The following is a 22,234-nucleotide window of genomic DNA, read 5'->3' on the forward strand; positions in this document are numbered from 1 at the left end:
GGGAAGACGAACCGTCAGGCGATACGAAGACGAAATTCACACTAAAGGAGAAACTGCCATGACGATGAACCTGCATACCCAAACAACCGCCCCTGTTGCCGCACAGGCGACCAGCGTATCCCCGCTGGAGCCGTCAGGCTCCTCAAAAACGAAAGGGTGTAAAGACAAAATCAGAACAAAAACGGATGTATACCAGACGGTAACCAACAGCATTATCGAGGCCCTGGAAAGGGGGGTTAAGCCTTGGGTATGTCCGTGGAAACATAACGGCGCAGTGTCGGGTATTCCGTCGAATTTCAGTACCGGCAAGGCCTACACCGGGATGAATATCATGTTGCTGTGGTGCAGTGCGGCAAAACATGGCTTTCAGGATCCACGCTGGCTGACTTACCATCAGGCCACAGAGCAGGGCGCACGGGTTCGTAAGGGTGAAACCGGCACAACCGGCATTTTTTATAAGACGCTGGAGAAAGAAAACGATGCCGGCGAGCTGGAGCGGATCCCGATGCTGAAAACCTTCACCGTGTTCAACATCGAGCAGACAGACGGGCTTAACCTGGACGACGAAATCAGCCCGCAGGCAGTGACCGGGTTTGATCCACTGCCAGAGGCTGAAGCGCTTTTTCAGCGTACTGGCGCGAATATTAACGAACGCGGCCAACGGGCGTATTATCAGCCTTCAACAGATGAAATCTGGCTGCCTGAACGCCATCTGTTCGCAGATGCCGCGAACTTTTACGCGACTGGACTGCATGAGCTGGTTCACTGGACGGGCACAAAAAGCCGCCTTGACCGTGAGAAGGGGGGCAAATTTGGTTCAGAGAGCTATGCGTTTGAAGAACTGATCGCTGAGCTGGGCTGCGCATTTTTGATGGCTGACCTGGGCGTGAGTGGAGAGGTCCAGCACGAAAGCTATATTGCGTCGTGGCTGAAATCGCTGAAGGACGATAAACGCTATATTTTTCAGGCGGCCAGCGCCGCCAGTAAAGCACATCGATTCCTGATGGCGTGCTAAGAGGTAAAGCCCTGCGATACAGGGCTTCACCAGCTCTGGCTGCAGGATTTACAGTGCCGACAGTCATCGCCGGACGTTCGACGCTAATGCCTAACTCTGCGACTTCTCAACCAGCGAGTCGATGAGCTTCAACAAAGGCTCTGATGCCTTCTTATATGCCGAATAGCAAAGATGGTAGCCGGGTAAAGGCTCGCACCAGTCTTCCAGAACCCTCTTCATTTTTCCTTTCTCAATAAAGGGAAGGACGTCACCCTCCGGCAGATACCCCAGTCCGGCATTGGATAAGACGGCGGTAATCAGATGGGCCGGAGACTGACACCCTATCGAGCCGTCGACAAGAATATCCTGTTGGTTGTCTCCCTTTTTAAAAATCCACCGGCTGGTTTGTTTCTCGCCATGCTGTATCTGCCTGATACAGTGATGTGCAAACAAGTCCTGCGGCCGTTCGGGCTCGTTATGACGCTCAAAATACGCTGGCGAACCCACGACCGCCATTCTGACAGGGGGGCTAACAGGGTGACTGTTCCACTCTTTACGCTTACCCGGCCCCAGTCTGAGGTAAGCATCGAACGCTTCTCCGGCGAACGCTTCGGGACGATCCGTATCGCCTAACTCGAGACGAAGTTCCGGATTTGCCATAATAAAGTGATTAAGCTTCCTCATCAGCGCGGGACTCATCAAAAGCGAGGCGCAGTTGATCCTGACCGTTCGGTCATGCTGAAGGTGGAATTCGCTGAGTTTACTGAGTTCTGACTGTATTTCATCAACGTGTGATCCGATAGCATGCAGTAAACACTGGCCGCTTTCGGTCGGCGTAACCCGACGGGTTGTTCTTAAGAGCAAGGGAATATTGGTGCTCTTTTCGAGTTCAGCAATCGCATGACTCAATGCGGGCTGACTGACACCGAGATGTGCCGCCGCACGGGTAAAACTTCGCTCGCGGGCAACCGTGACAAAATACAGTAAACTGGTGAGATTACGTTTCATCTGGCAATGGCCTTTTAAATGAGTCCTGGCGCGCGTCTAAACATCATTCGTCTGCTGAGTACTGGAGGAGTATTTTTGCTGGAAAAGTATTCATCATCGTGAAGAATAATGGTTACAACTCGCCTGATCTTTACAAATCACTGGCGCGTCTGCGCAATGCACGGACATATTATCCTGTATGTTTGCATAAGAAATACCCTGTGTCGCACAGAAATGAGGGGTTTTTCATTAACGAAATATTAATGAGTTACCGCTCACTAAATATGGGATTTTTTTGCTGAATGCGTAATTTCCTGGGGCGCCAGCGCTCATTTTTTTCTGCAATTGTAATGAAAAAAAGGGGGCGATTTTTTACAGCCTCCTGATGTTGTGAGATATTCATTTGAGGACCATATGCCTGGTTTTCTTATCGGGCTAATTACTGCTGAGTCAATCTTCCGGAGAACGGAATGCTATTTTCAGATAGTATTCTTATTCGTCATCGTCCGACCGCATGGTCTTTATGACTCTGTAGGTTCTTGCTATCCTGCTGGCATACGCGTATCGCCGCATCGCTTGTCGGGCCGAATGTTGAAAACCGGCGTTGTAGGCCCCGACAGCCTGCCAGCTCACTCCCCATTTCTGAAACGCTTTTGCCAGATAATAGGTTCCCGTGTAGACATTAAGACACGGATCCTGCAGAAGTCGCTGTGGGGAGATGCCATATTTTTTCAGTTCAGGAAAATGCTGGGAATCTATCTGCATTAAGCCTGAACCGTAACCCGAAACCGGATTCCTTCCTGTTACGCTGTTATGGAAGTGAGATTCGTTCCAGGCTACCGCCCTGATAAGGTCGGGATCTATTTTGTAATCCCTTCCGGCACGCTCGAAACAGTCTCCAGCATAAAGGGGACCCGGCAGAAGGACTGACAGGATGAATGCAGTTGCTCTGACCATTTTTCCTCAATTCTTCTTATCAGGGGAGGGTGTAAACCATCCCGAACACTTACTCAGGTGTATGGCGCTCCTCATTCACTTTACAGCACACCCCACGCAAATAAATGATTTTCGAGATTAACATTTGCATTCATCAGCTTAAAAATTATGCTTTGAAGCAAAGCCTTATTCTTCAGTATATTGGCCGAATAAGGGCTGTATAATCGCTTATAGAGTGCCGGGGTGTGGTTTTATAATGGCTAATTAATAAAAATTAAAGTGTCAGGATAAATACGATAGCACTGCAGAAGTGATACATTTGTTTTACTGTGAATGAGGCAATTGTCAGTTCTATGACGCCTTTCGAACCTTATTTATGTGCATTTTCTCTGATGAGGTAAGGGTGATGCCACGGCAAAATGTATATATGAAACAGAGAACCCTGAATAGCATTCTCGCGATTGTGAATGAGCGACGCGAGGAAGGTGACACTCATGCTGAAGCAAATATCTCAAGCGTTTGCTCAGAAATGCTCGAATTAGGGATAAGGGTCTATCGCAGTGCTAAAGCAAAAAGAGAGGATGAGACACTTTCTCAGCAGGATAAAATTCAGCAGGAAATCATGACGGAGGCCGTCAAGTCACGGCTTGTGGCCCAGCAGATTTTAAAACTTATGTTTGATCTTCAGGATATCAAGGCCGATACCCGAAATAATTACGCCAGCCTGATTGACTGGTTGAAATCACAGGCACAGACACGGATTAGAATGATATTAAGTGATGATTAGCAAAAAGTGGCGTTGTCATTATCGATGTTTGAGGAGCCGAATATGCAGGTGCAGAAAGACCCACAAGATGAAACCGAAGCCCAACAGCTTTATCGTGATATTTATTTTTTTCACAAGCGTTCCATAAAATGCTGGTACATTAAAGATTCCTGCCATCACATTGTCGATGTCAGCGAGGGATTTAATTCTCGCTTCCTGCCACCTGGAATCACTTTTAATTCTGATCTTCCTGAGTATTACGTAACAGAAAATGCGGGCAGAAATAGTGAAATTATACAAAGTTTTGAATCACTGGTTACTGAACAAAAAAAGACAATCAATCTTTTGGTCTGGAACATTTTCTGCGATGTAAACGGCGTCAGAGCGTTCATCATGACCTTAATGCCCTGCGAATACAAAAACAGGGGAGGTTTGATGGTTTTTCTGGCCGATCTGGCGGAATGTAATCAACGTATAGATTGGTTTTCGTCTCTGTTGCCCGGAGCATTACCGACAAGGAAGAGGACCAGTCTGATAACGTTATCCGAACAGAAAGCGCTGGCCAGAATCACGCCAGGAGAATGGGAAACAGCATGGATGATTATTTGCGGATGCTCAATCAGAAAAATTGCGGCTTATAAGGGTGTAAGCCCTAAAACTGTGGAAAACAAAGCCAGAAATGTTTATGCAAAGTTAGGTGTTTTTAATCGGGAGGGATTGTTATGTGCGGCGGAAGAACATAAATGGATCAATCGTATTCCAGAAAAATTGATTTCATCACCTGCCATCATCAGACTATGAATAACCTTTTCCATTCATATTGTGGCTGTCTGTAGCCTGTCTTAAAACTCATCCGTTAAAAACGCCTCCTCTCCGATTCAACATCTTTTAGAATGATTGTTATTGAATAAGGAATGTTTTTTATAATAAAGAAAATGGTTTTTAAGTGAGTATATTGATTTTTCTCACTACGAATAACGAAGATATGAGGACGCGTTAACTTCAGGCTTAATTATAGGCACTATGGGGTTATTATCACTCGACATCTGTCTAACTTTTTATCCGAACTTTTTTTATCATAATGAATAAGCCTTGGTGACGGTTTTAGTATTTAGTGCAAAACACGTCGATTACCTGGGCTTAAATTATATCCGGAGAGGTTTTTTTCTGGCATCACGTGATGCGTTCAGGAAAAGGGGAATTCTTTTGTCGCAGGAGTTGTCGGGTGTGTTCTCCCCACGACAGGTTTGACATCCTGGGGCGGTAGCGTCCACGAGCAAAAGACTTGCCCAGAATGACTTTCATGACGAGAGAAATTTGATCTCCTGTTAATCCTGTTTGAGGAAGAAATATGGTTAAGACGTTGCATAAACAGCGTGATGAGCGTTTAGCCTGGCTGCCTGAAAGGTTCTGGTTTTTACGCGGTATGGCTGGGGTGGTGACCCTTTTCCCGAGGTGGCCTAACCGTCGTCTGGCGCCAGTGATGTTAAAATATCTTGCGGTTTCGCTACTGCTCTGGCTTGCCGCACGGGGCATGGTGCACGCTGAAGATCTGACTTCTGCAGGCAAAGCAGACGCTCAGGATACGTTTGGTCCGGATTCCACTATGATGTACTACTTCATGCTGGCTGAAGCCGTACTGGTTTTTCTGCTCTATCTGCGTAACCACAATCCGGCTACTTTCCTTTTTATACCGGTATTCATCGTGGTGACAAAAGTGGTGTTTGCCATTATCTCCGCCCGGTCGGGTGGCTGATAAGCTGGGCAACCGTCATGAATGAAACGCGTGCTGCTCGCTTTATTTTTCCCCAGACCCTGAATGAACGGTCAGGTCCCGTGGGATTACCCACAGACGAAACGCTCGCAGTTTTTTGCCCCATGGCATGGGGCTTTTATACGGGACAATATCTAACCGGCCTGATCATGTCAGTCATACTCTGGACGGGATTAAAACATTTCAAAAAGGGTAAAGGTTCCACCTGGTTATTTAACCTTTGCTACTGGTCTTTTCCTTCGATGCTTTTCAAAGGCAGATACAAATTAATACCTGATTCGTCATACCGGTTGTGGCTTCGTTGAGTAAACCTTAGGAGGGAGAGTGTGGAACTGAAGGCGCACCGCGTTATGGGGCGTTACACCTCGCTCGCATTTGTCATGCTCCTGGGGCTGCTTGTCATCTCCCTGAGTGGCAATACGCTGGCCTGGTTACAGATCGATGCCCTGATTGACAGTCATGAGGAAACCTATATTCCGATGGGACTGGATGCATCCTTTACGCTGTCCCGCAACCGAACCGATGCGAGCTATCTCGAGCAGACCGCCGAATCGTTAGTGTTGCTTCGCTACAACGTTTCTCCTGAATCGGTTAAGGCCAATCATCAGGCATTGCTGCGATTCTTCGACAATGAGACACGTCCTGCCATGCAGGACGTCTTGGAGGAAGAAGCCCAGCGGGTCATTGATAATAACGTCACCTCGGCATTCTATCTCTCAGGCCTGGATACTTACCCGTCCGCAGGCATGGTGGATATTCATGGCACTGTTCAGCAATGGATAGGCAGTCGTAAGCAACCGCCTGAAGAGAAGACTCTCAGACTGGAACTCCGTTATCGACGAGGGATGGTCACCATCAAAGCATTCAGGGAGAAGGCAAATGTGTCTGCGTTACATTAAGTTCGGGCTGTTTTTAGCCGCCAGCGGGAATTTCCAGGTTCTTGCCAGGCCTGTATCCCTCCCCCCTGTTGATATTCCCGTCGGACCTGACAGCCAGGTCAGAATCGCGATCAGCAACACAGATCCCAATCTATTTGTCGTACCGGGAGACCGTATTATTGCTGTCGACAGTGTCCAGGGCATGTTTGTCAATGCCAACAAGGTCCAGGGACAGGCGAACGGGGGGATTGTGCTCATGACAACGCAAACAAGGCCCTTCACATTTTACTTACGCACGGCAGGGGGACTGACGGTCTCGGTTATCGGCCTGCCGCAGAAAAGACAGGGCCGGGTGCTGCATTTCATCTCCGGTACACCTGCGCAGAATGAGTCCACCCGTCAATGGGAGAGATCGCAGCCTTACCTCCATTTGCTGACCGATATACAGAAGGCTGTTCTGAAGGGAAAGACACCGCAGGGTTTTCTGAAGGCTCCGGTCGTCGCCCTGCCACGGCTTCAGTTAACTAACGGACTCAAGGTGGAGCCGGTGGACATGTGGAGCGGTGGAGAGCTGCGTCTCTATCGGCTGAATGTCCGCAATACAGACCATCACGTGGTGGCGTTCACTGAGACGCTATTTCAGGCACAAGGCGTTCGCGCCGTGATGATTTTTCCTTTCAAAACCCGATTAATGCCTGACGAAGCTGCCTCTGTATGGATGACCGCCTCGAGTGAGAATGAGGATGGGAAGGCGCATAGTGACCAATATTAACGAGATGACGCGCAACAAGCAGATGGCTTTGCTGGTGACACTATTACTGGGTCTTGCAGGCGCAGGTATTGTAGCCTGGTACATTGGATCCCCTTCCCGGTCTGCGCCCGGAAAAAAACAGCCAGCTAAACCTGTACCGGATATGACCGGGGCGGTGACCTCTACTACCTTTGGCAAAAAGGTCAGTGAAAGCGCAGTCGCTGACCTGCAGCACACGGCATCTGAGGTGGACAAAAAACTGCACCAGTTTGAGCTGCAGCTGACGAAGATCACCGGAGAAAATGAGGTGTACCGGAAAACGGTCCAGATGCAAAACGATGCATTAAAACATCTTCAGACGCAGATGGACTCACTGCGTTCAGAACATCATGCCGATACACTCAAACTGCGGGGCGACAGGGCCGAACCTCAACTTCCTGTCGGCACATCCTTACCAACATCAGTGCCTCCCCCAACGGCATTTTATCCGGAGCCCCCGATGAACCAGACGGTGACCTCAGACCGTGCGCAGCACTCGTCTGAGCTGTCAACCATGACCGTCGCGTACAGCCGTAACAACGATAAACGTCACTCTCTGCCTTATATCCCTTCTGGCAGTTTTGCCCCAGCGACGGTGATTGAAGGCGCTGATGCGAATGCATCGGTCACAGGGGAGAGTGCCTCCTCTCCCATGCAGTTTCGTTTGACGGGGAAAGTGATACTCCCGAATGACGGTGAATACGATCTGCGCGGTTGCTTCGTGACGGCCGCCGCGTATGGCGACATCTCCAGCGAAAGAGCGCTGTTGCGCACCGATCGGTTGTCATGCCGCATCCATAACCGGATCATCGATCAGAAAATCAAAGGTCATATCTCTTTTATGGGCAAAAACGGCATCCGTGCGACGCCCGTGATACGTAACGGTAAAATAGTCGGGTTTGCTTTTGCCGGCGGAGCCATTGATGCCATGGGAGGCGCCATGTCCAGCGTCGGATCAACGACGGTCGGTCTTGGCTCCTCACACAGCGTAACGAGTGGAGAAGTTGCTCGCGCGGGTCTGGGCGGGGGGACCTCCCAGGCAGGGAAGACCCTGTCGGAATATTTCATCAAGCGTGCTGAGCAATATCACCCCGTCATCCCTGTCGGGGCAGGCGTCTCCGTCTCTGTTGTGTTTCAGGAAGGTTTTCAGCTCAGGTATGTCGATGGAGAGGAAGCAAAATCAACCCGGCAGACACCACCTGAAACATCTTCAGATAATGGTATCACCATCACGAAAGAGGTGTTAAACGAGCTCAAACTGGGTGACGCCGTTGGAACGGCGAATCCGTCACCGGCCACATGGAAATAAGGCTGCTATCCGAAGATCCACTTCACGACCATGGTAATACAAGAGCGGATGCGGATCCCAATGGGCTGTATGCGATGCCGGAAAGTCCGCGCTCTTCCCATACCTTCACGCGATTTCTCCCCCCATTCTTCACAACCTTTCTCAGCCCACAGGACCCAGCTATGACCAGGAATCTGACAGCTTTGTTTACAGGTATTTGCCTGCTTTCAGGCTGCGCTGGAATGAATACGGATTTTGACTGTCAATCGCTGGCTCACGATCGCTGCCTGACCATGGAGGACGCCAACCAGATAGCCCGGCACCTGCCAGCTGAAGCCAGCAGAAAAGGGGAAACCAGAATACCGGCGTTCTCTGACATGCCATCGTCAAAGCCATCTTCATTCACCCGTACTGTATTGGCAGGCATGGGAGGGTATTCACCCAGCGGGTCAGACGCATTCATGGCCTCAAACACGCAGACCCGAGCGAAGCTGCCCGGAAGAGCCGGCCCGGTTGTTGCGCGCCTGTGGATTGCGGCCTGGGTGGATGAGGAAGACGTTTATCATGCCCCTTCTGTTGTCTCATTCGTTGCGGTACCTGACCACTGGATGGGGTACAGAAAATGACCCTCTATAATGAATTTTTCCGACGCATGCTTACCGGCTGGCACATCAAGGACGGAGCACCGGAAGCGGACGCAGTGCTGAGGGAGATGGACTATCCCTCATTGCTCAGCATGCTTCCCTACCGGCATTTCGACCCTGAAACCGGTATGTTCATCAACAGCGCCACCGTCGGATTTGTTCTCGAATGTATACCGCTCATCGGTGCGAATGAGAGCATTGTGGATGCGCTGGACAATTTTTTGCGCAACAAACTTCCCCGTGAAAGACCCCTCAGCGTGCTGCTTCTGGGGAGTAAATGTATCAGTGATATGCTGGATACGGGCCTGACGGGAATGAGCTGGCGGGGTGAACATGCGGACAAATTTGCACGCATAACCCGCGCATTTTATGAGCGCGGCGCCCTCTATGGCCTGCCAAATAACAAAGGATATCCACTCTCGCTACGTAATTACCGTCTGTTTATCAGCTACGCAGAAGAATGTCGTCGTCTCGATGACCGCGTCTTCAGCTCGCTTGGCCAAACGCTGAGTATCCTTCAGCAATCTCTCTTTGCTGTCCGCCTGCATTCCATGCTGGTTAATGATGGGGGATTACTGGGGCTGGTACGTGAGCTAATCAATTATCGTCACGACCAGGTCATGCCACCGTCCCGTCAGGTGGATCCCTATGAAGAACTGAACGCACAATGTGTTGAACCCTCAATCACGCTTGAAGTCAGGGCAGACAGTCTTCGCCAGAGCCTCTCTGCGGCCAATGGCCAACGAATCTCCACGCGCATAATGAGTTTCATGCCGGAGAAAAACCCGGAACAGTTTGCCTTGTGGCAGGCGGGAAATAACCTCAGTAACCTCCTGGATCCCGGATCAACCGTACCCTGTCCCTTCGCCATAACCCTGACAACAGAGCTGGAGCCTCAGGCAAAGAGTCAGAACGAAGCGCTGCGGAAATTTGCCACTAACGACAAACGTGCAAACTCTCCCTTCGGAAAATGGGTACCCGGTGTAAAAGCGGCGGCCCGGGAATGGGATGGGTTGCGCTCCCGCCTCTCGAAAGGACAGTCGGCGCTGGCGCGTTACAGCCTGAGCGTCACGCTGTTTTGTGAGGATGATGACGAAAAAGCATTGATGTGCGAGCTGGCATTAAACAATACCTTTCGTGCCAACGGGATTGTGTTGTGCCCGCCTACGTTTATGCAGATGCGTAATTACCTCGCGCTGTTTCCCTTCATGATGCCGGAAGGGTTATGGAGTGATATGAAGCGCAGTGGCGCCACGCTGAGGGCAGAAGCGTTCAATGTGGCGAATCTGATGCCCGTTGTCGCGGACAACCGGATCTGCTCCAGAGGCGTGCCGATCCCCTCTTATCGCAACCAGCTCTCGTTTCTGGATCTGTTTGACAGTGACTCCGGGCTGGGTAATGACAACTATAACCTGGGTATATGCGGGACGTCAGGTGGCGGTAAATCCTTCCTCATGCAAACCCTTATTCGCCAGCTCCTCGAGAGCGAAGGACGAGCATGGGTTTTCGACATGGGAGATTCCTATAAAACACTGTGTGCCAATGTGGGGGGCATGTATGTCGACGCCACTGAGCTGAAATTTAACCCCTTTGCAGGGGTCGTGAATATTGTTGAATCGGCGGAAAGTATTCGCGATTTACTCCTGGTTCTGTCATGCCCGTCAGGGGGTGTTGGCGATACCACCAAATCCATTCTTCTGAACGCCGTGCAAAGCGTCTGGATGGAAAAAAGAAATGCGGCGCTAATCGATGATGTCGTCGCGCATCTTAAGACCCTGGTTGTATCCGATCAGTATCGTACAGCCGATACCGTACGAAACCGGATGGAAGAAATTATCGTATCCCTGCACAAATACACCACCGGCGGCATATACGGGGAGTATTTCAACAGCCCAAACCCGGCGCTGGATGATTCGGTTCGGTTTTGTGTACTGGAAATGGGCAAACTCAAGAACAAACCCGATCTTCTGGCCGCCATCATGTTTTCCATGATGATTTATGTCGAACAGCGCATGTTCCTCTCGCCAAGGAGTGAACGTAAGGCCGCCATCATTGATGAAGCCTGGAAACTGCTCGCAAGTGAGAGCGGTTTTATCGGCGACTTTATTGAAAATGGCTACCGAACGGCCAGGAAATACGGCGGCGCCTATATCACCATCACACAGGGAATCGAAGATTTTGATGGTGACAAGGCCAGTATCGCAGCCAGAGCGGCCTGGTCGAATTCATCCTTCAAGATCCTGCTGCGTCAGAATCTAGAAGCGTTTCGCAAATATAACCAGACAAATGAAGGGCAGTTCAGCCCTGCTGAACAGAGCATCATTGAAGGTTTCCCGTCTGCCAAAGATGCCCACTTTAGTGCCTTTATGCTGCGTGTCGCCGGTCAGGTTTCTTATCACCGTCTGCTTCTCGACCCGCTCAGTCGGGTGATGTCCTCCTCCGATGGCAAAGATTTTGAATATCGGGAGCAGAGTCTGCGGGAGGGGAACAGTGTTGCCGAGACGGTCTGGCGTCTGGCCTGCCATAGGTATCCTGATGAAATGGAGTTACTTCTGAAATGGACGCAACAGAGATCCCGATAACAAAATGCATACGGTCGCGACGCCGGGAACGCAGCTGGCGATGTATCGCCACATCAGTGGCGGCTGTCAGCGGCATTCTGCTCCTCCTGAATCTGTGGCTTATGGTGAGCATTTTTTGTTCGCGACAGCAGGAGGTGGTGACCTTTGATATGCAGGGCACGGTAAACAGCTTTATGGCCCAGTTAAGCCATCAACACCCCGGAGAGGAGAGGGTAAAAAAAACCACGGGCCTTTTCAGTGCCGCGCTCAACGGCGCCCTAACTGACTGGCAACGACATCACGACGTGATCATCCTGGTGGCACCGGCGGTGGTCGCCGGCGCACCGGATATTACACCGGAGATTCAGGCAGACGTGGCGAAACGCATGTCGGCAGCGTCAGCGCCCATGATGAGAAAGCCAGACCTGCTCCGTTAATGACAACGGCGAATTTTTTGTCATCACACAGTTAACGAATAACTGCGTTACCGGTTATGAACCAGCCTGTTCACGTCATCAATCGTGAGCTTACTCTCAGGGCCCTTAGTCCGGAGCCGGGCAATCAGGAGAATTTCGATGAGAGACAGCCTTATCGCGGTATTTTTACTGGTTGGGCTTTCGCCACAGTCTCAGGCGAAAGATCTGGGGACCTGGGGTGATACCTGGCCGGTTGCGGAACAGAGTTTTCTCGCGTTTATCCAGACGCGACTGGCGACAATGATGAACGACGGCACGCTCTCTGCTCTGCAGCACCAGTTTGCGCAGCGGGTGGAAGCACATGCACTTCGTCCGGTTCCGGTACCTGGCCTGAAAGCAGACTCCCGGGAACATGTCTCCTGGTATGATCCCACTTTTACCGCGGAGCAGGACATCGCGGACGCACGAAATCACGTCTTCGTTCATCAGGGTGATCGCATCAATCCCCTCGACACGCTTTCCCTGAATCTCACGCTCTATTTTATCGATGGCGATGATAAGCGACAGATCGCCTGGATGAAGGCTCAGAAACCTTCCACACCCCATTACAAAATCATCCTGGTGAACGGAAACGTGCGGGAGGCGTCGGACAGCCTGTCTTCACGGGTTTACTTCGATCAGCAGGGCGTCATATCCCGCAGGCTGCAGTTAACGTATATCCCGGCCCGGGTAGTACAGGACGGACGACGTCTGAAAATCACCTCCGCCGCACTGCCGAAGGAATGAAAAAAACACCCTGATCGTCGCGCAGCGGAACAAGGAAAGAGGACGTCTGTAGCATCCTGACCTCGTCAGGTTTCAAATCGAGAGGAGACGCGAATGAAAGACACATTATCCGTCCTGGCGCTGGTGGCATTACTCAGTGCCGGAGCGACAGTACGGGCTTCTGCACCGGAGTGTCAGGGACATTTTGTCAATCCGATCACCGATATCTGCTGGCGGTGCCTTTTCCCTCTGACGATTGGCAATGTACCGGTGGCGGCCGGCAATGAACCAGATACCGAGAATCCGTCCAGTCCTGTACAGATCTGCCCGGTCAGTGAGCTTTACCGTATTGGTATTGCGATTGGGTACTGGGAACCCTTTGCTCTCACCGACGTGACCCGGGCCCCTTACTGTATGGTGAATCTGGGCGGATTCAGTATCTCTGCCGGCAAACTTGGCAGTGGTGGTGGAAAACGTCAGGGTGGGGATGATACTGCCGCGTTTTATCACGTCCACTGGTACAAATACCCGCTGACCTGGTGGCTCAATATTATTACCGATCTCGGGTGTATGCAGGGGGGCGATATGGACATCGGGTATCTTTCCGAACTGGACCCCACCTGGAATGACAGTTCGCTCGCATCGGTACTGTCTCCCGAGGCGTTTCTGTTTGCGAACCCCGTCGCTCAGGGGGCCTGTGCTGCGGATGCCCTGGCCAGCGCGGTATCCATGCCCCTCAACTCTCTGTTCTGGTGTGCCGGTTCACACGGGAGTCTTTATCCTTTCACGGGATTTGTTCCTGACCAGGCCAGCCCGCAGGCAGCCAGTGTGCTGCTGTCAGAACGCATGGCATACAAACTGCACCGGCAGGGCATGATCATGAACAGCGTGGGTCAGAACAATAAAGTGTGTTTTGAATACCCCTCTCCGGTCATGCCAAAAGACCGCTTCCGGTATCAGATGGTGAATATGTACCCCGATTCGGCACGGTGTCACCCCTTTGGCCGAACCGTGATGGCCTGGGAAGCCGGCCATGCCACACCGGCCAGCCGGCAGAACTTCGGTTACCTCATCTGGCGCAAACGCAACTGCGTTTTTCTTTGAGATCTCCTCATGAAAAATATGATCGTTATCCTGCTGTCTGGCGGGCTGCTGACCGCTACCTGTGCACAGGCTCTGAGCCTGGACGAATCCCTGCGATTACCCCATCCTAACCTACAGGCGCGGGCTCTCCGACCACCCGTTGTCTTTTCACCAAATACGACCGTCGCCGGGAAACCGTTTCGGCCAGCCGCTGAGGGAGATGCGCGCCAGATACTGTATTTTCTCTCTTTTTCTGTGCCGCGCGATGGCCTGAAGCTAATGATTGCGCAGGCCAGCCATCTTCATGTTCCCGTGCTGGTCAATGGTCTTATCAATAATGATTTTCACGAAACGGTACGGGTGCTTTTTGAACTCATACGGACAGAAAATGCCGGCGGTATTCAGATTGACCCCCTGTTGTTTGAACGTTATGACATCAGCGCGGTGCCCGCCCTGGTAGTGACCTGTGAGGCAGGGTATGACCGCTTAACCGGTAATCTCAGGATAAAGGAGGCGCTGGCACGCATTGCTGAAGAAGGAGAGTGTCGCGACGTTGCCCGGCAGTTTCTGGCTGGAATACGGGAGGACAAATGAAACTCCTATTAAGCGTCCTTACTGGCATACTTTACTGCGCATGCGCTCTGGCAAATACGCAGTATGACGAAGCCTCCCATTACGCCAACGGTGAAAAGGGAAAAGGACTGGACACCCTGAAAAATGCCGATCCGGCGGCATTAATCCCCGGCTTTACGGATAGCCCGGAACAGTCGAAATTGTATGGCGGGATAACGGCAGACCAGAATAGTGCGCTTGACAGTGAGGGTACCCGGGAGATGAATCACACTGAGGCAGGCAAAACCCTGCTGGATGTGATCAAGCATCGTCCACCAGACCGGATTTCAACGGATGCCCCCTTTATTCACGGATCGCTGGAGGTTGAGGATAAGGCGGAAAGCCTGACGCAGGACACCGACACGCAGTGTCGCGACGTCGAGATCAATAACACGCAGATTACCGGTTTTACCTGTGAGCGCACGCCTGCTGTAGAGCTTACCTGCACCCGAAATGCCGGGCCGGGCGGGGGACACGCCGAAGATATCGTCATCACGAAAACGTTCAGCGTGAGCAATAACGATTTTGTCTACCGCTACGATGGCGACAAACGCGTGACATTTCAGTTTCGTGCACCCGCATCAGGAACGGTGATCCGTGCCACGCTTACCCTGCATTTTACTGACAGAAATCTCTCCTACCGCATGCGCTGGTGGGGAGTGAACGAAGATTCCGTGGCGAAAAAGGAGAACTCATGGGTCTTAATCGGTGCGACGGGGGCAACCCTCAGTCAAGATCGATTCTCCCCGGCTGGAGAGATTGAAAATCAAAACTGTCTGCGCGGGAATCCGTCCCGCTGCCAGAATTATGCCCGGAAGACCCTGAACTGGTTGAAAAATGGCTCTGACGGTCAAATGAGCCTCACGCTCGAGATGCAGGTCAGAGAGAAAAAGTGGGTGCCGGACGTGGTGTGGACGGAGACCTGTCCATTTGATCCGTCTGAGCAGGTCAAAACCGGCAGCGTGTGTACTTTGCCGGGCGGAAACCGCACCTTTATCATTAACGGACAACCAGTTACCTTGCACAGCGCTTGCTGGCAGTACACCGATACCTATATTTCACAATCGCCGGATAGCGGTACCTGCGAATCCTACATGAAAAATCCCGCCTGCACTGTGGGCAGTATTGCCTGCATTGCATCGCTCAGTGATACCTGTCTGCGTGAACATGTGGTCTTCTCCTGTGAAAAACACACCCACAGCACCGCACACCTGTGTGGGGGCGAGCTGGTGTGTGCTGACGGCAGCTGCGATCACGCAGAAAACAAGCCGAACGCTGATTTTCGCTCCGCCGTATCTGGTCTTGCGGCACTGGCCGCGGCAGGAAAGGACGTGGCTCAACTGAACAGCATGAACGTGTCGGCCTTCACCGGCAAGGCCATTAGTTGTCGTAAAGCCATGGCTGGATTCAGTAACTGCTGCAGGGATAGCGGCTGGGGGCAGGATACGGGGCTTGCCAGTTGCAGTTCCGAGGAAAAGGCGCTGGGACAGGCAAAAGCACGGAAGTTGACCATCTATGTCGGGGGATACTGCGCGCACAAGGTGCTGGGCGTCTGCACCGAGAGGAAAGAAGGGTATTGCCAGTTTGACAGTAAGCTCGCAAAAATCATTCAGGAGCAGGGGCGAAGGGGGCAGCTTGGGAAAGGATTCGGGCGCGGGGAATCACCCGACTGCCGGGGGCTGAGCGTGGCTGAGCTACAGCACCTTGATTTCAGTGCCCTTAACTTTGCTGATTTTTATGATGATCTTGAGAATGGCACCACGCTTCCGGAAGACCAGTTCCTGATCGAACGGATAAAACAGCAAATCACAGACAAAATGAAGGACGGTGCTCAGTGAAGGTCTTTTTTATTGGGCTGCTTATCTTTGTGATCGTCCCTGTTGCGAAGGGCGAGGACACCGCCATGGGGCTTGCCACGATAAATACCTATGTTGAACGACCCATTGTTGGCTGGCACTGGTACAACGAACCCCGCCCTGAAGACGAGGCGGACACTCAGGAGAACATTCCCCTCAGCCGCCTTTCTCCGACCCTGCAGATGGCCCTGTTGAAAAAGCTGACGCAACAGCGACTTTACCGCGCAATTCTTTCACCTTCGGAACAGCACGCGGCAGATTTTTTGCGTCTGCAGGCTTATCTGATACGTCTTTCCGGCCAGTTCACGCAGACGGCCAAAAAAGCCCTGCTGGATTACCCGGCGCTGGATTACAACCTTGAGCACAGTCGCTATAACCGCACGGCCACTCTGCAGCAAAATGAGAGTCACCAGAGGCAAAGAATGGCCATCCATTCGCTGGGTCAGCGCTACGGGCTTTTTCTGTTTTATCGCGGGCATAATCAGATCGACAGCCTCATGGCCGCCAGCGTGAAAGAATTTACCACGCAGTACGGCCTGTCGCTTATCCCGGTGAGTGTGGATGGCACGCGCAGCGAGGCGCTCCCTCAGACGCGAGCGGACAGTGGACAAGCGCGTCGTCTGGGGGTCAGTTATCTTCCTGCCGTCCTGCTGGTTGACCCAAAGAAGGGGAATGTTCAGCCGCTGGTATACGGTTTTATGACGCAGGACGATCTCGCCCGACGTTTTCTCGATGTGGCAACGGACTTTAAGGCACAGTACTGAACACTCTCTGGAACAGAAAGGAGGTGAATGGTGTTATTCCGATGGGGCAAAATGGCCCTCCTGATCCTGACAAGTGGCGCATGTTGTCTCCATGCCTCTACACGGGATGTGCGCCGGATGCTGGAGGCAGGAAACGCCGAATCCGCGCAGCGGAGCGCACTTCCCCTCAGCCCTGACGTCATACGCTACGGTGATGAGGGGCAAGGTCCACAGCCTGATGCTCTCGATCCTCAGCCTCTTCAGAGGGACTACCAGATTGTGTTGTTTATGCAGGGAAGGTGCCATTTCTGTCAGCAGTTCGATCCGCAACTGGCGCAGCTGTCCCTGCAAACCGGGCTCAAAGTATTCCCGTATACCCTGGACGGTCTCGGAGATGCCAGTTTTCCCCGGGCTATTCCGGCTTCGCAGACGGTGATTGAGGCATTCTATGGCGTCGGACAACCCGTCGTGACGCCGGCGACATTCCTTGTGAACGTGAATACCCTTCAGGCCTGGCCGCTGGCGCTCGGCATAGCAGACATGCCTGCAGTAAAACAGCGTATTACTCAGATCCTCAACGCTTCGCCGGACTAACCGATCGCGCTTATCCCTTATCGATAGCGGATTTAAGCGTTGCCTTTACGTCCTGCGGCCATGCTTCGCTATGCCATCGTCGATTCTCATGCACCAGAGATAACCATCATGTTGAAAATTTTTCTCGCTGGATCACTGATCGTTGCCGCGAGCGCTTCCGCCTTTGCCAGCGTGGACAGTGATCTGAATACGTTCTTCAATAAACTGGGGTTTGAGGGGAATGCAACCGGGGCTGCAGCCTGGCAGGGTCAGGCCGCAGGCTACGTCACGGGAGGGAATCTGTTTTTGCGTAACCAGGTCAAACAGATTCAGGTGATGTCGTTGTCTCCGCCATCACTGACGGCGGGGTGTGGCGGGATTGATGCTTACCTCGGTGCATTTTCCTTTATTAACAGCGATCAGCTACAGCAGTTTGTGAAAAACCTGATGGCCAATTCGCAGGGGTATTTTTTCGATCTTGCCTTGCAGACGGTGGCGCCGGAACTCAAAGACGCCAAAGACTATCTGCAAAAGATCGCAACTGACCTCAACAGTATGAATATCTCCAGCTGCCAGGCAGCACAGGGAATCATCGGCGGCCTCTGGCCACGCACACAGGTGTCGCAACAGAAGGTCTGCCAGGATATCGCCGGCGATCATAATTTATTTGCAGACTGGGCGGCCTCCCGTCAGGGATGCACCGTAGGCGGAGAGATGGGCCACGTCATGAATAACGCGAGCCCCCAGGAGAAAGATCAGGTTCTGCGCAGTAAAAATCTGATGTGGGAAATTCTCAGCAGCAATGCCATGTTCGGCGACGATCCTGAGCTGAAGGAGCTGGTGATGAACCTGACCGGGACCCTCATTTACGATGGTAACGGGATGCCTTCTGTGCTGGTTCCTCTGGTCGATCATCCTGACCTGATCCGGGCGCTTATGTATGGCGGTGGCGTTCAGATCCAGCGGTGTGTTTCGCAGGGTGACTGTCTGAAAACGAAGACCGGGTACGTCACGGTCAGTGCAAACAACGCGCTGGTCAGAAAGGTCGAGACCCTGATTGCGGGGATCCGCGACAAATTGCGCACGGATGAAGGACTGACAGAGACAGAAAAGGGGTTCATCCAGAGCACCTCAGTGCCGGTAATGCGCTACCTCATCGATCCTATGCAGCTGGATCTCAATGTGAATATGCTGTCCAGACTCTCAGACTACATAGCCTATGACATGCTTCTGCAGTACCTGAAAGAGCTTGTCGATCAGGCCAGAATGCAGATGAGCAGCAGAAACTATCCCGACCCCCAGATGGCGGCATTGCGTAAAAATGTCACCGAAGCCTCGGCCCAGGTGGAGGCCCTTCAGCAACAGGTACAGACCAAAGCCGATGCGCTCATCGACCTGGACCGGCAAATGAACTACCTGCGGCAGGCAACGTCCAGTCAGCTGCTGGAACGCTATCAGCAGAACTATCGTTTCACCGGGAATCAGGGGGGACTCTGATGGATACGGTCTATGTCCTGACCGGAGGAGAGTTCCTCGGGACTGTTTTTAACGGTGTCGCGACGCTGATGGGCACCACAGAGTGGTCCTCCATGTTTCGGATCGCCGCGCTGATGTCCGCGATGGTGTTATTCTCCTTCTATCTACGGGGGCAGGATCCGCTGGAGGTCATTAAATTTCTGGCGGCGTTTATCCTGTTGACCAGCATTCTGATGGTCCCTAAACGCACGGTACAAATCATCGATCGTACGGATGCCTCCAGTATTCATACCGTTGAGCATGTCCCGCTCGGGCTGGCCGCACCCGCAAAATTTATCACAACTCTGGGGACGGCACTGACAGAGGCGTTTGAGACGGTATACCACGTCCCGGATTCGGTGACGTACAGTAAAACCGGCATGTTGTTTGGCGCAAATCTGGTGGGAGCGGCCACGGATTTCATGTTCCGCAACGGTGATCTGGCGGAACTGTTTACAGACTATGTCCGAAACTGCGTGGTGGGTGATATATTGCTTAACCACAAGTACTCCTTTCAGGCGCTCATGACGAGCACAGATCCCTATGCGCTCATTTTCAGCCAGCCCAGCCCATTGCGCGGCGTGATGGTGCCTGCGGGTAATACACTCGCAAACCGGGAAGGTTTCTGGACCTGTGAGGAGCTGGCCAGTCGTGTGCTGAAACCCCAGTTGAATGCCGATACCCTGTCAGGCGGTAAAACCTGGGAGTATTACGTTTCCCGGATTACCGGCGCCAGAGCGAACAGCAGCGCCCTGTTCGGTACGCTGATGGCAGACAGCTACAATTACTATTACAGCGGGGGGGCAACGGCGAGTCAGATCATGCGGTCTGCGGTGGTGATGAATGGCCTTAAACAGGGTATTTCAACCTACAGTGCGCATAACGGGGATGCCGCCGGGCTGATTAACCTCGCCACGCAGTCTTCCTACGCCAAAATGCGTCTGAGTCAGATTACCTCCGGCAGTATCGCCACGACGTATCTGCCGCTGATGAACACCGTCCTGCTGGCGATGGTGATCGGCCTCTTTCCGGTGATTGTTCTGCTGGCGACCCTTCATTCTCTGACACTTCAGGTTCTTAAAGGGTTTCTCTTCACCCTGATTTATCTCCAGGCCTGGGGCCCTATGTTTGCCATCCTGAACTATGCCGTCAGTGCATGGCTGACCAGTAAAACCCACTCCCTCAGTTTCTGCCTGGCAAATCTGTCCGTTATTCAGCAGACTCATGCTGATATCGGTGCCATTGCCGGCTGGCTGTCGCTGTCTATCCCGTTTCTGGCTATGGGGCTGGTCAAAGGGCTGGGCAGCGTCGTATCACAGGCGGGCAATTACCTGGGGACGGCCATGAACAGCACCGCCTCATCTGAAGCCGCGCGTGCCGGTGACGGTATATGGGCATTCAATAATCTGCAAACGGACAATGTTGCCGGGAATAAATGGGATACGAACTTTGCCCGACGCAGCGGGATGACGACCACTCAGCTGGCAAATGGCGCGATGGCCAGCCAGACCCCGGACGGCAGTGCAGTCTACGATACCAGTACCGCGATATCGCGTCTGCCTGTCGATATTCAGCTGGATCGCGCTGCGGTGAGTGGATTTCAGCGCCAGGAGCGTGAGGCGCAGGGGCAGTTGCACAATCTGACGACCTCGCTGGGACAAACGATTAACTCAGGGGTATCACAGCTGTCGCAGTGGGCACGTCAGCGTGGTCACAGCGATACTGTCAGCCAGGGGACAGACCAGAGCGTCAGTACCAGTGATGCGCAGGCGATCAGCCAGCTTCAGAGTGTGGTCTCACGCTATGCTCGCGACAATCACGTCAGCGAGTCGGAAGCCCTCCGGGAGGCAATGGAGAAAAGTCAGCATCTCGTACTCAGTGCCGGGGCGGGGGCGTACGCGAAAATTGACTCCGGGGATGAGATTTTTGGCAAACTGGCCCGTCTCGGCACCGGGGTGAGTGCAGGCGCGGATATGCATACCCGAGTGGATGCCAGCGGGCAACGCGGAACCAGCCATGGCGTCAGCAGCGATATCAACCATCGCCAGGGTCAGTCACAGGATTTCAGCGTTCAGGATCTGAGGGATATACGCCACGGTATGGATGTCATCACCAGCCACCGCGTCACCGATAACAGCAGCCACACAGAAAATGCTTCCGGTTCACTGGTCAACCAGATGGCCGCGACGTTCAGTGACATTCGCACTCAGGCAACCCAGCTCAGCGACACACAAACCCGGTCTCTGGAGTCTGCCCGGCTCGCAAGCTTTGTAGAAAATCACAGTGCGGCGATACGCAGCCATGCCACGCAGGAATTTGTGGAGTACGTGAAGCAGAGGGTGCCGGATGCCGATGCGATTCTGACCGATGTTTCCTCACCGCAGGCACGTGAAATACGCGAACAGCTTGCCGCGCAATTTGTGCAGGAAAGAATGATGCCCCAACTTGAAGCCGCATACCGGAAGGGGCAGCAGCTAACGACACAAGAGGCGGGTTCATCCGCGCCGACCGGCGTGCCCCCGCAGAAAATCAGGCGTGATTTCAACACGCGCCAGCATGAGATCCTTCAGGCAGCCGCGGTTGGGGGTGCCCGCGACGATGGCAGTCTGGAGGCTGACGTTACTGAGCACAATCATGGATCCCGGACATCATTTGAGGCTGCCCAGAAGACTATTAATGCCAGGCAGGCAGAAATAACGACTGACGCGGCTCATCTGTCTGAGGCCTATCAGACCGGGAATACAGAATTTGATGAAGCAAGAAAAAAGGAAATGGCCCGTCAAGAGGTATCTTCTGCGCCAGACACATTAAATGAGACCAAAGGCGAAAATAACCACGCCGGGTAACCCTTACGGGTATTCAGCATTAATAAACTGTCCATGACGACGTCATACCGGATGACATCCTCTCGGTTTTCCTGAAAGAGTGCTCTTACTCCGTCGTGATCGCCCGGATTTAAAATCACTGTATATCAGCCAGAAACATCTCCCGGTCCGCGATAAATGCTGAGATGGCTTTCACTGAACAGGTTGCCCTTAAATTCGAATATTTAG

At 52.6% G+C, this 22,234-nt stretch carries 21 protein-coding genes; 19 read left to right on the top strand and 2 right to left on the bottom strand.

Annotated elements, in window-relative coordinates; genetic code table 11:
- Positions 1 to 58: 58 nt before the first annotated feature.
- Entirely contained in the window at positions 59 to 1,015 is a 957-nt protein-coding gene (locus BJP35_RS11970; protein WP_086463159.1) for an ArdC family protein, read from the top strand.
- A gap of 90 nt (positions 1,016 to 1,105) precedes the next feature.
- On the opposite strand, the gene BJP35_RS11975 is transcribed toward BJP35_RS11970, so the two are convergent.
- Positions 1,106 to 2,002, bottom strand: a complete 897-nt coding sequence (locus tag BJP35_RS11975; protein WP_086463160.1) for a LysR family transcriptional regulator — start codon at positions 2,000 to 2,002, stop codon at positions 1,106 to 1,108.
- A 471-nt stretch (positions 2,003 to 2,473) separates the two neighbouring features.
- Entirely contained in the window at positions 2,474 to 2,938 is a 465-nt protein-coding gene (locus BJP35_RS11980; RefSeq protein WP_086463161.1) for a transglycosylase SLT domain-containing protein, read from the bottom strand.
- Between the two features lie 385 nt (positions 2,939 to 3,323).
- On the opposite strand from BJP35_RS11980, the gene BJP35_RS11985 reads away from it, so the two are divergent.
- From BJP35_RS11985 to traG, 18 genes are all read left to right on the top strand, one after another.
- Entirely contained in the window at positions 3,324 to 3,704 is a 381-nt protein-coding gene (locus BJP35_RS11985; RefSeq protein ID WP_086463162.1) for a relaxosome protein TraM, read from the top strand.
- 42 nt (positions 3,705 to 3,746) lie between these two features.
- Positions 3,747 to 4,484: a helix-turn-helix transcriptional regulator gene (locus tag BJP35_RS11990; protein WP_179193658.1), complete on the top strand. Its 738-nt coding sequence runs from the start codon at positions 3,747 to 3,749 to the stop codon at positions 4,482 to 4,484.
- Positions 4,485 to 5,034: 550 nt separating this feature from the next.
- On the top strand, positions 5,035 to 5,439 hold the full coding sequence (locus BJP35_RS11995; protein ID WP_086463164.1) for a type IV conjugative transfer system pilin TraA: 405 nt from the start codon (positions 5,035 to 5,037) through the stop codon (positions 5,437 to 5,439).
- A gap of 17 nt (positions 5,440 to 5,456) precedes the next feature.
- Complete coding sequence (traL, locus tag BJP35_RS12000; RefSeq protein ID WP_086463165.1) at positions 5,457 to 5,762, top strand: type IV conjugative transfer system protein TraL; 306 nt, start codon at positions 5,457 to 5,459, stop codon at positions 5,760 to 5,762.
- A gap of 21 nt (positions 5,763 to 5,783) precedes the next feature.
- Complete coding sequence (gene traE, locus BJP35_RS12005) at positions 5,784 to 6,356, top strand: type IV conjugative transfer system protein TraE (RefSeq protein WP_086463166.1); 573 nt, start codon at positions 5,784 to 5,786, stop codon at positions 6,354 to 6,356.
- A complete protein-coding gene (gene traK, locus BJP35_RS12010) occupies positions 6,337 to 7,107 on the top strand; it encodes a type-F conjugative transfer system secretin TraK (protein ID WP_086463167.1) in 771 nt (256 codons plus the stop codon). Before traE ends, traK begins: the two co-directional genes overlap by 20 nt.
- A complete protein-coding gene (locus BJP35_RS12015) occupies positions 7,094 to 8,434 on the top strand; it encodes a TrbI/VirB10 family protein (protein WP_086463168.1) in 1,341 nt (446 codons plus the stop codon). Before traK ends, BJP35_RS12015 begins: the two co-directional genes overlap by 14 nt.
- A 161-nt stretch (positions 8,435 to 8,595) precedes the next feature.
- On the top strand, positions 8,596 to 9,039 hold the full coding sequence (traV, locus tag BJP35_RS12020; RefSeq protein WP_179193659.1) for a type IV conjugative transfer system lipoprotein TraV: 444 nt from the start codon (positions 8,596 to 8,598) through the stop codon (positions 9,037 to 9,039).
- Entirely contained in the window at positions 9,036 to 11,639 is a 2,604-nt protein-coding gene (gene traC, locus BJP35_RS12025; RefSeq protein ID WP_086463170.1) for a type IV secretion system protein TraC, read from the top strand. Before traV ends, traC begins: the two co-directional genes overlap by 4 nt.
- A complete protein-coding gene (gene trbI / locus BJP35_RS12030) occupies positions 11,615 to 12,055 on the top strand; it encodes a type-F conjugative transfer system protein TrbI (RefSeq protein WP_086463171.1) in 441 nt (146 codons plus the stop codon). The genes traC and trbI overlap by 25 nt, the downstream gene beginning before the upstream one ends.
- A gap of 138 nt (positions 12,056 to 12,193) precedes the next feature.
- Positions 12,194 to 12,820 (top strand): type-F conjugative transfer system protein TraW, encoded by a 627-nt coding sequence (traW, locus tag BJP35_RS12035; RefSeq protein ID WP_046889144.1) that lies wholly within the window; start codon positions 12,194 to 12,196, stop codon positions 12,818 to 12,820.
- A gap of 93 nt (positions 12,821 to 12,913) precedes the next feature.
- Entirely contained in the window at positions 12,914 to 13,903 is a 990-nt protein-coding gene (traU, locus tag BJP35_RS12040; RefSeq protein WP_086463172.1) for a conjugal transfer pilus assembly protein TraU, read from the top strand.
- Positions 13,904 to 13,912: 9 nt separating this feature from the next.
- Positions 13,913 to 14,476 carry a type-F conjugative transfer system pilin assembly protein TrbC gene (gene trbC, locus BJP35_RS12045; RefSeq protein WP_086463173.1) on the top strand — a complete coding sequence of 188 codons (564 nt, stop codon included), beginning with the start codon at positions 13,913 to 13,915 and terminating at the stop codon, positions 14,474 to 14,476.
- Positions 14,473 to 16,332 (top strand): type-F conjugative transfer system mating-pair stabilization protein TraN, encoded by a 1,860-nt coding sequence (traN, locus tag BJP35_RS12050; RefSeq protein ID WP_086463174.1) that lies wholly within the window; start codon positions 14,473 to 14,475, stop codon positions 16,330 to 16,332. Before trbC ends, traN begins: the two co-directional genes overlap by 4 nt.
- Positions 16,329 to 17,114 (top strand): type-F conjugative transfer system pilin assembly protein TraF, encoded by a 786-nt coding sequence (gene traF / locus BJP35_RS12055; RefSeq protein ID WP_256971751.1) that lies wholly within the window; start codon positions 16,329 to 16,331, stop codon positions 17,112 to 17,114. The genes traN and traF overlap by 4 nt, the downstream gene beginning before the upstream one ends.
- Positions 17,115 to 17,141: 27 nt before the next feature.
- Positions 17,142 to 17,687, top strand: a complete 546-nt coding sequence (gene trbB, locus BJP35_RS12060) for a type-F conjugative transfer system pilin assembly thiol-disulfide isomerase TrbB (RefSeq protein WP_179193660.1) — start codon at positions 17,142 to 17,144, stop codon at positions 17,685 to 17,687.
- A 108-nt stretch (positions 17,688 to 17,795) separates the two neighbouring features.
- Positions 17,796 to 19,163 carry a conjugal transfer pilus assembly protein TraH gene (gene traH / locus BJP35_RS12065; RefSeq protein WP_086463175.1) on the top strand — a complete coding sequence of 456 codons (1,368 nt, stop codon included), beginning with the start codon at positions 17,796 to 17,798 and terminating at the stop codon, positions 19,161 to 19,163.
- Positions 19,163 to 22,027 carry a conjugal transfer mating-pair stabilization protein TraG gene (gene traG / locus BJP35_RS12070; RefSeq protein WP_086463176.1) on the top strand — a complete coding sequence of 955 codons (2,865 nt, stop codon included), beginning with the start codon at positions 19,163 to 19,165 and terminating at the stop codon, positions 22,025 to 22,027. The genes traH and traG overlap by 1 nt, the downstream gene beginning before the upstream one ends.
- Positions 22,028 to 22,234: the final 207 nt, after the last annotated feature.

The sequence above is a fragment of the Enterobacter sp. J49 genome, from assembly GCF_002148625.1.
Taxonomy (GTDB): Bacteria; Pseudomonadota; Gammaproteobacteria; order Enterobacterales; family Enterobacteriaceae; genus Enterobacter; species Enterobacter ludwigii.

What these genes read in the sequence shown, in the direction of transcription:
- traK (WP_086463167.1), top strand. Translation starts at nt 6,337, where the DNA reads ATGTGTCTGCGTTACATTAAGTTCGGGCTGTTTTTAGCCGCCAGCGGG.
- traG (WP_086463176.1), top strand. Translation starts at nt 19,163, where the DNA reads ATGGATACGGTCTATGTCCTGACCGGAGGAGAGTTCCTCGGGACTGTT.
- traC (WP_086463170.1), top strand. Translation starts at nt 9,036, where the DNA reads ATGACCCTCTATAATGAATTTTTCCGACGCATGCTTACCGGCTGGCAC.
- trbB (WP_179193660.1), top strand. Translation starts at nt 17,142, where the DNA reads ATGGTGTTATTCCGATGGGGCAAAATGGCCCTCCTGATCCTGACAAGT.
- trbI (WP_086463171.1), top strand. Translation starts at nt 11,615, where the DNA reads ATGGACGCAACAGAGATCCCGATAACAAAATGCATACGGTCGCGACGC.
- traU (WP_086463172.1), top strand. Translation starts at nt 12,914, where the DNA reads ATGAAAGACACATTATCCGTCCTGGCGCTGGTGGCATTACTCAGTGCC.
- BJP35_RS11995 (WP_086463164.1), top strand. Translation starts at nt 5,035, where the DNA reads ATGGTTAAGACGTTGCATAAACAGCGTGATGAGCGTTTAGCCTGGCTG.
- traV (WP_179193659.1), top strand. Translation starts at nt 8,596, where the DNA reads ATGACCAGGAATCTGACAGCTTTGTTTACAGGTATTTGCCTGCTTTCA.
- BJP35_RS11980 (WP_086463161.1), bottom strand. Translation starts at nt 2,938, where the DNA reads ATGGTCAGAGCAACTGCATTCATCCTGTCAGTCCTTCTGCCGGGTCCC.
- BJP35_RS11975 (WP_086463160.1), bottom strand. Translation starts at nt 2,002, where the DNA reads ATGAAACGTAATCTCACCAGTTTACTGTATTTTGTCACGGTTGCCCGC.
- trbC (WP_086463173.1), top strand. Translation starts at nt 13,913, where the DNA reads ATGAAAAATATGATCGTTATCCTGCTGTCTGGCGGGCTGCTGACCGCT.
- traN (WP_086463174.1), top strand. Translation starts at nt 14,473, where the DNA reads ATGAAACTCCTATTAAGCGTCCTTACTGGCATACTTTACTGCGCATGC.
- traH (WP_086463175.1), top strand. Translation starts at nt 17,796, where the DNA reads ATGTTGAAAATTTTTCTCGCTGGATCACTGATCGTTGCCGCGAGCGCT.
- BJP35_RS11990 (WP_179193658.1), top strand. Translation starts at nt 3,747, where the DNA reads ATGCAGGTGCAGAAAGACCCACAAGATGAAACCGAAGCCCAACAGCTT.
- BJP35_RS11985 (WP_086463162.1), top strand. Translation starts at nt 3,324, where the DNA reads ATGCCACGGCAAAATGTATATATGAAACAGAGAACCCTGAATAGCATT.
- BJP35_RS11970 (WP_086463159.1), top strand. Translation starts at nt 59, where the DNA reads ATGACGATGAACCTGCATACCCAAACAACCGCCCCTGTTGCCGCACAG.
- traW (WP_046889144.1), top strand. Translation starts at nt 12,194, where the DNA reads ATGAGAGACAGCCTTATCGCGGTATTTTTACTGGTTGGGCTTTCGCCA.
- traL (WP_086463165.1), top strand. Translation starts at nt 5,457, where the DNA reads ATGAATGAAACGCGTGCTGCTCGCTTTATTTTTCCCCAGACCCTGAAT.